Below are 8,979 nucleotides of genomic sequence, written 5' to 3'. Positions count from 1 at the left end.
GACGCCTAGGCAGGAGACCGATGCGGTCGGAGAGGATGGCGTTACCTTCCGGCACGGCGTTCTCGCTGGTGACGCTGAGCGGGAATTGCGGGGAATTGCGGGGACACAATACTTTATTTTACGGTTCGCTTGGCTCGCTCACGAGGGGCGCTTCCTCCTCGACTCAGTGTCAATTTCATATTGTGTCCCTGTAATTGGTGTCCCTGTAATTGCAGTGTCAATTTTGTATTGTGTCCCTGTAATTGGTGCAGTGGGCTTGACCATGGAATCCATTCCGCAGGCCTCGCGGTGCCGCACCGATTGCGGAATGGATCCCACGCTCAAGGCGTGGGATGACGGCAGCGCTGAGGCGCGCGTTAACGCCCGCCGCCGACTGGCAGGATCGCGCCGGTGACGAAGGACGCGGCGGGGGACAGCAGCCAGAGGACCGCCTCCGCCACCTCGTCGGGCGTGCCGGCGCGGCGCATCGGCACGGTCGGCGCCATCCGGGCGACACGGTCGGGGGCGCCGGCGGCCGCGTGCAGGCTGGTCTCCACCAGGCCCGGCGCCACGCCGTTCACCCTTATGCCTTCCGCCGCGACCTCCTTCGCCAGGCCGCTGGTGAAGCTGTCGAGCGCGCCCTTGCTGGCGGCGTAATGCACCCATTCGCCGGCGCTGCCCAGCTTCGCGGCGATTGAGGAGATGTTGACGATCGCCCCGCCGGCGCCGCCGCGGGCGGTCGACATGGCGCGCACCGCCTCCCGCGCGGCGATGATCGCGCCCTCCACGTTCACCGCCAGCACCCGGCGCAGGGTGGCGGCCTCCAGCGCCTCCACCCGGGCGAAGCCGCCGGTGATGCCGGCATTGTTCACCAGCCCCGCCGGCGGGCCGAAGGCATCCCGCGCCTCGGCGAACAGGCGCAGCACCTGCGCCTCCTCCCCCATGTCGGCGGCGATCGCCACGGCGCGGCCGCCGCCCTCCCTTATGCCGGCGACCACACGCCCCGCGCCCTCGGCGTCAGCAGCATAGTTCACGACGACCGCAAAGCCGGCGGCACCGGCCTGCGCCGCCACGGCCGCGCCGATGCCGCGGCTGGCGCCGGTGACGATCAGGCAGCCACGATCAGGGACAGGCATTAGGTCGCGAACGCCTTCTGCACTGCCGGCCGCGCCAGCAGCCGCTCCACATAGGCGGCCGTGTTCGGCTTGTCGGACAGGTCGGCGCCCAGCTTCGAGGCCACCACGCTGGCATGGCCGGTCATGATGTCGGCGCCGGAGAAGGCGCCGGCCAGATAGTCGCGGCCCTCCAGCTGGCGCTCCACCCCGGTCAGCATGCGGGTCAGCAGCTTCACCGCCCGCTCCAGGTTGACCGGGTTGCGCTTGTCCTCCGGCAGCATGCGGGTCTCCACCACGATGGTGTTGACCTGCGGCATCATCATGCCCTCGGCATAGTGCAGCCAGGTCAGGTAGTGCGGGAATTCCGGCGAGGCCGCGTCCGGCACCAGCCGGCCCTCGCCGTATCTCGCCAGCACGTACTGCACGATGGCGCCGGATTCGAACACGACCGTCTCGCCATCCTCCAGCACCGGCACCCGCGCCATCGGATGCCGCGCCAGATAGCCGGCCTCCCGCATGCGGGGATCGCCGAAGGCATAGCTCTCCACCTCGTAGGGCAGGCCCAGTTCCTCGCACAGCCAGATGATGCGGACCGACCGCGTGTTCGGAATGTGATGGATCTTCATGATGCTCCCCCCCTTTTTGATCGTCGCCGGTGTAGCGCGGCAGAGCATGCGCCATAGCAATGGGAAGAGCGACCTGGCTAATCTGGCTTCTGGATGTCCTCCGGACCCTCTGTCGAAATCAGAGCGTCGAGCAGAGCGATCAGTTCCGGAAGCTGATGCTGGGTCACCGACCATACAAGGTCGATGTCGACATCTGCATAGCCGTGGATAAGCCGGTGACGCATGCCCGTGATGGAACGCCAAGGGATGTCCGGATGGGCAGCGACCGTCGCGTCCGAGACCCGGCCCGCCGCCTCACCGACGACTTCCACCGATCGAATGACCGCATTCTGATGCAGACGGCTGGCGCGGAAGCCGTCCAGATCCATCCCTCTGACGAAATCCGTCGCGTCTCTGGCAGCCGAGAGCATGTCCAGCACCAGCGCCACATCCCGGTCGGGCAGATCAGCCATAAACCGTTTCGGCTTCGGTCAGGATGTTCCGACGCCGGATCGGGTTGCGGCTCGCCTCGATCGCCCGGCGATCGATCAGGTCGACCTGGCGTCGAAGCAGCTGCTCGAGCGCCTCCTTGAAATCCAGAAACGCCACCATGTCGGCATGGACTTCCGGACGGAAAGTCACGAGAAAATCGGCATCGCTGTTGGCCGGATCGAAGTCCACGCCGCGGGCAGCGGAGCCGAAAACGTCCAGGCGCGTCACGCCGTAGCGGCGGCAAAGATCTGCCATTGCCTGCCGCTTCGCCGCAATCTCCGCATGCATCGCGCCCGCCTCCTCGGGAAAGCCAGTTCGCCTGTCAACGCACCGCGGGATTGTAGTCCTGTGCCTTTAAAGCTCCAATCGTGACGCGGCCCACTTCTCGCGATGCTCCACACCATGACCGACCTCGAAATCTTCCAGCGCCTCGCCGTCGCGCTCGCCATCGGCACCCTGGTGGGGCTGGAGCGCGGCTGGCAGACCCGCGAGACGGAGGAACAGCGCCGCACCGCGGGCCTGCGCACCTTCGCGCTGATCGGCCTGGCGGGTGGGGTGCTCGGCCTGCTCGCCGCGCCGTTCGGGCCGGCCCCGTTCGCCGCCGGCGCGGTGCTGGCGACCGGTGCCGTCGCCGGCTTCCGCTGGCGGGAGGCAAAGGACAGCGGTGATTACGGCATCACCACGGTGATCGCCGCGCTCTGCACCTATGCCCTGGCCGGCTATGCCGCGGTCGGGTCGCTGGCGCTGGCCGGCGCGGCGGCGGTGGCGATGACCCTGTTCCTGGCGCTGAAGAACGCGCTGCACGGCTGGCTGGCGAAGCTGACCTGGCCGGAGCTTCGCTCCGCGCTGATCCTGCTGGCGATGAGCCTGATCGTCCTGCCGCTGCTGCCGGACCGTCCGGTGGGGCCGCTGGATCTGCTGAACCCCTATCTGGTCTGGTCGATGACCATCCTGATCGCGCTGGTCAGCTTCGCCGGCTATGTGGCGATCAAGGCGATGGGCGCGCGGCAGGGCCTGCTGCTCGCCGGTCTGGTGGGCGGGCTCGCCTCCTCCACCGCGACCACGGCCGGCCTGGCGCGGCTCAGCCGGCCCGCCGGCATTGCCCGCAACGGCGTGCCCTCCGGGCTGGCCGCCGCCGGCATCCTGATGAGCTTCGCGGTGATGTACCTGCGGGTGCCGGTCGTCGCCTTCGTCCTGGCGCCCGAGGTCGGGCTGCGCCTGGCGCCGGCCGCCCTGGCCGCCGCCGCCATCAGCGCAGCGGGCGGCGGGCTGGTCCTGCTGCGGCGGGAGCGGCTGAAGGCGACCGCGCCGCCGGCCCTGCCGAACCCGCTCGACCTGTGGGAGGTGCTGAAGTTCGGCGCGCTGATCGCCATCGTCTCGGTGCTGGCCGGCCTGCTGGCCCAGACCTTCGGCGATGCGGGGCTGCAGGTCCTGGCCTTCGTCTCCGGCCTCGCCGATGTCGACGCGCCGACCGTCTCGCTCGCCGGCCTGGCGGGGACCGATGCAGGCGAGACCCCCGCCGCCACCGCCGCATCCGGCATCGCGCTGGCGGTGCTGGCCAACATGCTGGCCAAGTGCGGCCTGGCCTGGGCGCTCGCCGCGCCGCGCACCGCGCTGCTGGTCAGCCTGGGCACGGCCGCCGGACTGGCAGCGGCCGCGGCAGCCTTTTTCCTGGCCGCCGCGGCCTGACGAAAACCGCTTCTATGCCGCCAGGAACTTGTCCAGCCGGCCGCGGATGATCGCCTCCGCCTCGCCCACGATCCGGTCGATCAGCTCCTTGCAGGTGGGCACGTCGTGGATCAGGCCCGCGACCATGCCGCAGCTCCAGGCGCCGGCCTCGATATCGCCTTCCTTCATCACCTTCGGATAGATGCCGGCGACCTCGGGCAGGATGTCCTCGAACTTCAGGTCGGCGCCCAGCTTCCTCTCCTTCTCCAGCAGGCGCTCCACCCCGGCATTGACCAGCACCCGCTCGGTGTTGCGCAGCGGCCGCATCACCAGGCGGGTGTCCAGCTCGCTGGCGGCCACCAGCGCCTGCTTCACCTTCTCATGCACCGGCGCCTCCTTCGTGGCGATGAAGCGGGTGCCCATGTTCATGCCGTCCGCGCCCAGCGCCAGAGAGGCCACCAGGGAACGCGCATCCGCCATGCCGCCGGAGGCGACGAAGGGGATCGTCAGCTCCTCCGCCGCGCGCGGCAGCAGGATCATGTTCGGCACGTCGTCCTCGCCCGGATGGCCGCCACATTCGAAGCCGTCGACGCTGACCGCGTCGCAGCCGATCGACTCCGCCTTCAGGGAATGCCGCACCGAGGTGCATTTGTGGATCACCCTGATGCCGGCCTCCTTCAGGCCCGGCAGCCACTTGGCGGGGTTGTTGCCGGCGGTCTCAACGATCTTCACGCCGCCGTCGACAATCGCCTTCACATAGTTCGGATAGTCCGGCGGCTTCACCGCCGGAAGGAAGGTCAGGTTCACGCCGAACGGCTTGTCGGTCATCTCCCGGCAGCGGGCGATCTCGCGCGCCAGGTCGTCCGGCGTCGGCTGGGTCAGGGCGGTGATGATGCCCAGCCCGCCGGCATTGGAGACGGCCGCCGCCAGGTCGGCATAGCCGACATAATGCATGCCGCCCTGGATGATCGGATGCTCGATGCCGAACAGCTCGGTGATGCGCGTCTTCACGTCGGTCCTCCCCGCAAGAATGAATTTGCGGCCTATCTCTACAGCCTCGCTGCGGCTTGTCACACCGCAATATGGCCTGCCGCAACGCGGCATCGGCTTTGCACCGCCGCGCCCCCATCGGCTATGCATACGCCTGTCAATTCCTGCCAGCCGCGAGAGCCCGCATGACTGTCACCTCTGCCGCCAACCATGCTGTCGTCCGCAGGGGCGACGACGCCATCGCCCGCGAGATCATCGCCAACCGCCTGCTGGCGATCGCCGACGAGATGGGAATCGTGCTGGCCCGCGCCAGCATGAGCCCGGTGATCTACGAGGTGCTGGACTTCGCCTGCGGCCTGACCGATGCAGAGGGCCGGCTGGTCGCCCAGTCCAACGGCATCACCGTCTTCACCGGCATGTTCTCCGACCAGGTGCGGTTCCTGCGCCGCAAGTTCGCCGGCCGCATCCGCGAGGGCGACGTCTTCATCATGAACGACCCCTATGAAGGCGGCACCCACACCGCCGATGTCTGCATCTGCAAGCCGGTCTTTTCCGGCGGCGAGGTGCTGGCCTTCGCCGTGGCGGTCGCCCACTGGTCGGAGGTCGGCGGCAAGGTGCTGGGCAGCCTGTCGCCGGATTCCAGGGAGATCTTCGAGGAAGGCATACGCCTGCCCGGCCTGAAGCTGTTCGACGGCGGGGTGCGGCAGGACGCGGTGTTCGAGATGCTGGCCGCCAATGTCCGCCTGCCGCGGATGTCGCAGGGCGACCTGAATGCGGAGCTGGCAGCCGTCCGCATCGCCGACGACCGGCTGGCCGAGACATGCGCCAAGTATGGTGCCGAGGTGGTGCGCGCGACCTTCGCCGAGCTGCAGGAAAAGAGCGCCGCGATCAGCCGCGCCGCCATCGCCGCCCTGCCCGACGGGGCTTACGAGGCCACTGACGTGATCGACGGCGACGGGCTGGTCGACGAGCCGATCCATGTGCAGGTGAAGGTCACCGTGCGCGGCGAGGCGATGGAGATCGACTTCACCGGCAGCGCCGCGCAGCGGGCGGCGCCGATCAACTGCTCGCGCTCCGGCCTGGGCTCGGCGGTGCGGGCGGTGTTCAAGGCCTTCGCCGGCCCGCACCAGCCGTCGAACGAGGGCTGGTTCGCACCGCTGACCATCACGGTGCCGGACGGCACCGTGTTCAGCGCGCAGAAGCCGGCCGCCACCGGATGGTATTTCGAATCCACCGCCCATGCGGCGGAGCTGGTCTGGAAGGCGCTGGCGCCGCTGGTGCCGGAGCGCTTCTCCGCCGGTTCCTATGCCAGCCTCTGCGGAACCTATATCGCCGGCCACAACGACAAGACCGGCGACACCTTCGTCCACCTGGAGCCGCAGCATGGCGGCTGGGGCGCCGGGCAGTCCGCCGACGGCACCGGCGGGCTGATCGCGCTGATGGACGGCGACACCTACAACCATTCGGTGGAACTGGTGGAGGCGAAGACCCCCTTGCGCATCCGCCAGTACGGCCTGGACGTGGAACAGGGCGCCGGCGCCGGCCGGCAGCGCGGCGGCTTCGGCCTGGTCCGCGAGTTCGAGGTGACGGGTGCGGGCACCTTCCTCTACGCCTCCTACGGCCGGTCGCAGACCCCGGCCTGGGGCCAGGACGGCGGCGCCGACGGCGGCACCAACTATATCGAGCTGATCCGCGGCCGGGACGTGCGCCGCATCACCCGCACGCCCACCATCCCGCTGGAGCCCGGCGACCGCATCCGCATCCATACCGGCGGCGGCGGCGGCTGGGGCGATCCGAAGGCACGCGCCCCCGAGGCCGTGCTGGCCGACGTGCGCAACGGCTACCTGACCGCGGCGCAGGCGCGTGCGGCCTATGGCGTGGAGATCCGCGGCAATGCCGTGGACGCCGGCGCCACCGCCGCGCTTCGCGGCGCGGCCTGAGGGGCGCCGCATGGGACGCATGGCGACGGATGTCGGCGGCACCTTCACCGACCTGGTCCATTTCGACGCCGAGAGCGGCGACGTTTTCATCACCAAGGCGCTGACCACCCCGGCGGACCCGTCGGGCGGGGTGATCGACGCGATCCGCCTGTCGGAGCTGCCGCCGGCGGATGTCAGCTATTTCGCCCATGGCGGCACCACGGTGATCAACGCGATCACCGAGCGGAAGGGGGTGAAGACGGCGCTGGTCACCACCGCCGGCTTCCGCGACGTGCTGGAGATCGGCCGCGGCAACCGGCCCGACCTCTACAACCTGACCTTCCTGTCGCCGGTCCCCTTCGTGCCCCGCGCCCTGCGCTTCGAGGTGCGGGAGCGGGTGACGGCGGAGGGCGACGTGCTGGAGCCGCTGAACCGCGACGATGTCGCGGCGGTGGCCGAAGCCCTGAAGGCCGAGGGTGTCGAGGCCGCGGCGGTGATGTTCCTGCATTCCTTCGCCTTTCCGGAGCACGAGGCGCAATGCGCCGCCCTGCTGCGGGAGCTGCTGCCGGACCTGGCCGTCACCGCCTCCCACGAGGTGACCCGGGAATGGCGGGAATATGAGCGCACCAACACCGCGGTGCTGAACGCCTGCGTGCAGCCGATCGTGGAGCGCTACTTCACGAAACTGGAAGGAAGGCTGTCGGAGATCGGCCTGGACTGCCCGCTGCTGGCGATGCAGTCGAACGGCGGCACAACGGCCTTCGCCCAGGCGCGCGCGCATCCGATCACCCTGATCGAATCCGGCCCGGCCGGCGGGGTGATCGGCGCCGCCATCGTCGGCCGCGCGGTGAACGAACCCAACGTGATCTCGCTCGACATCGGCGGCACCACGGCGAAATGCTCGCTGATCGAGGACGGCGCGCCGAAGGTCACGACCGAATATCATCTGGAGCGCACCCGCGCCTTCCCCGGCTTCCCGGTGAAGGTGCCGGTGATCGACATCGTGGAGATCGGCGCCGGCGGCGGTTCCATCGCCTGGTTCGCCGAGGGCGGGCGCCTGCGGGTCGGCCCGGTCAGCGCGGGCGCCGATCCCGGGCCGGCCTGCTATGGCCGCGGCGGCACCGACCCCACCGTCACCGACGCGATGTGCCTGGCCGGCGTGCTGGACCCCGAGCAGTTCGCCGAAGGCCGCCTGACCCTGCGCCCCGACCTGGCGGAGGCGGCCTATGCGCCGCTGGCGGAGCAGCTGGGGACCGACGTCGCTGCAGCGGCACGGGCGGCGGTACGGATCGCCGAGGCGTCGATGATCGACGCGCTGAAGATCGTCTCCGTCCAGCGCGGCTACGACCCGCGCGACTTCGTGCTGGTCGCCTCCGGCGGCGGCGGGCCGATGCATGCCGCCCGGCTGGGGCGGGAGCTGAACGTGCGGGAGACCCTGATCCCCGCCCATCCCGGCGTCTTCTCCGCCTGGGGCATGCTGGCCACCGCGCCGCGGCTGGACCTGGTGCGCACCCGCTTCATGCCGGCGGCCGATACCGGGCAGGACGCGGTCGCGACGATCTTCGAGGAGATGAAGGCCGAGGCCCGCGCCTATTTCGCCGGCCTGCAGGGCGTGGATCCCGACGCACTCACCTTCGCCACCGACCTGGAGATGCGCTACGAGGGCCAGGAGCACAGCGTGCGCTTCCCCACCGACCTCGGCCGCGACGGCCGGGAGGCGGTGCTGGAAGCGTTCCACACGGCGCATGAGCGCGCCTTCACCTTCCGGCTGGACGACACGCCGGTGGAGTTCGTGCATTTCCACCTGACGGCCGAGGCGCAGGTGCTGCGCCCCGACCTGGCCCCTCTGGACGGGACCGGGCTGGATGCCGCGAAGGCGCGGATCGGCACCCGCAAGGTCGATTTCGGCGAGGATGGCGTCGCCGACACCGCCGTCTTCCTGCGCCGCCTGCTGCCGCCCGGCTTCGAGGCCGCCGGCCCTGCCCTGGTCGAGGAGGCCTCGTCGACCACGATGGTCCTGCCGGGCCAGCGCCTGCGGGTCGACGATTACGGCTTCCTGCGGATCAGCGAGGGATAGGGGCCGGCGGCATCCCGCCGCCACGCCCCCCCTTCTCCGTCATCCTCGGGCTTGACCCAGTGCTGTCCGGCACGATTTCGGATGACGGGGTGCATGGCATTGATTCTACTTGGAAACGAGCGTTCTGGCGGAAT

The 8,979-nt window shown here is 69.8% G+C and carries 8 protein-coding genes; 3 read left to right on the top strand and 5 right to left on the bottom strand.

Annotated elements, in window-relative coordinates:
* Window positions 1-356: 356 nt before the first annotated feature.
* From ACFOGJ_RS04160 to ACFOGJ_RS04145, 4 genes are all read right to left on the bottom strand, one after another.
* Window positions 357-1,115, bottom strand: coding sequence for an SDR family oxidoreductase (locus tag ACFOGJ_RS04160; protein ID WP_379898380.1), 759 nt, complete (start codon window positions 1,113-1,115; stop codon window positions 357-359).
* Complete coding sequence (locus ACFOGJ_RS04155; RefSeq protein ID WP_379898378.1) at window positions 1,115-1,720, bottom strand: glutathione S-transferase family protein; 606 nt, start codon at window positions 1,718-1,720, stop codon at window positions 1,115-1,117. The genes ACFOGJ_RS04160 and ACFOGJ_RS04155 overlap by 1 nt, the downstream gene beginning before the upstream one ends.
* A gap of 77 nt (window positions 1,721-1,797) precedes the next feature.
* The gene (locus tag ACFOGJ_RS04150; protein WP_379898376.1) at window positions 1,798-2,172 is read right to left on the bottom strand and encodes a HepT-like ribonuclease domain-containing protein; all 375 of its coding nucleotides are present in this window, start codon (window positions 2,170-2,172) and stop codon (window positions 1,798-1,800) included.
* On the bottom strand, window positions 2,165-2,479 hold the full coding sequence (locus ACFOGJ_RS04145) for a nucleotidyltransferase family protein (RefSeq protein ID WP_379898374.1): 315 nt from the start codon (window positions 2,477-2,479) through the stop codon (window positions 2,165-2,167). The genes ACFOGJ_RS04150 and ACFOGJ_RS04145 overlap by 8 nt, the downstream gene beginning before the upstream one ends.
* Window positions 2,480-2,593: 114 nt before the next feature.
* Here ACFOGJ_RS04145 and ACFOGJ_RS04140 point away from each other — a divergent pair, with 114 nt between their 5' ends.
* The gene (locus ACFOGJ_RS04140) at window positions 2,594-3,880 is read left to right on the top strand and encodes an MgtC/SapB family protein (RefSeq protein WP_379898372.1); all 1,287 of its coding nucleotides are present in this window, start codon (window positions 2,594-2,596) and stop codon (window positions 3,878-3,880) included.
* A gap of 12 nt (window positions 3,881-3,892) precedes the next feature.
* On the opposite strand, the gene ACFOGJ_RS04135 is transcribed toward ACFOGJ_RS04140, so the two are convergent.
* On the bottom strand, window positions 3,893-4,870 hold the full coding sequence (locus ACFOGJ_RS04135; RefSeq protein WP_379898370.1) for an NAD(P)H-dependent flavin oxidoreductase: 978 nt from the start codon (window positions 4,868-4,870) through the stop codon (window positions 3,893-3,895).
* 164 nt (window positions 4,871-5,034) lie between these two features.
* Here ACFOGJ_RS04135 and ACFOGJ_RS04130 point away from each other — a divergent pair, with 164 nt between their 5' ends.
* Together ACFOGJ_RS04130 and ACFOGJ_RS04125 are read left to right on the top strand one after the other, a co-directional pair.
* Window positions 5,035-6,789, top strand: coding sequence for a hydantoinase B/oxoprolinase family protein (locus ACFOGJ_RS04130; protein ID WP_379898368.1), 1,755 nt, complete (start codon window positions 5,035-5,037; stop codon window positions 6,787-6,789).
* Window positions 6,790-6,799: 10 nt separating this feature from the next.
* Window positions 6,800-8,845: a hydantoinase/oxoprolinase family protein gene (locus tag ACFOGJ_RS04125; RefSeq protein WP_379898366.1), complete on the top strand. Its 2,046-nt coding sequence runs from the start codon at window positions 6,800-6,802 to the stop codon at window positions 8,843-8,845.
* Window positions 8,846-8,979: the final 134 nt, after the last annotated feature.

This window comes from Marinibaculum pumilum (genome assembly GCF_042646425.1).
GTDB classification, from domain to species: Bacteria; Pseudomonadota; Alphaproteobacteria; order Ferrovibrionales; family Ferrovibrionaceae; genus Marinibaculum; species Marinibaculum pumilum.
This window is presented reverse-complemented; position numbering and strand designations above follow the sequence as displayed.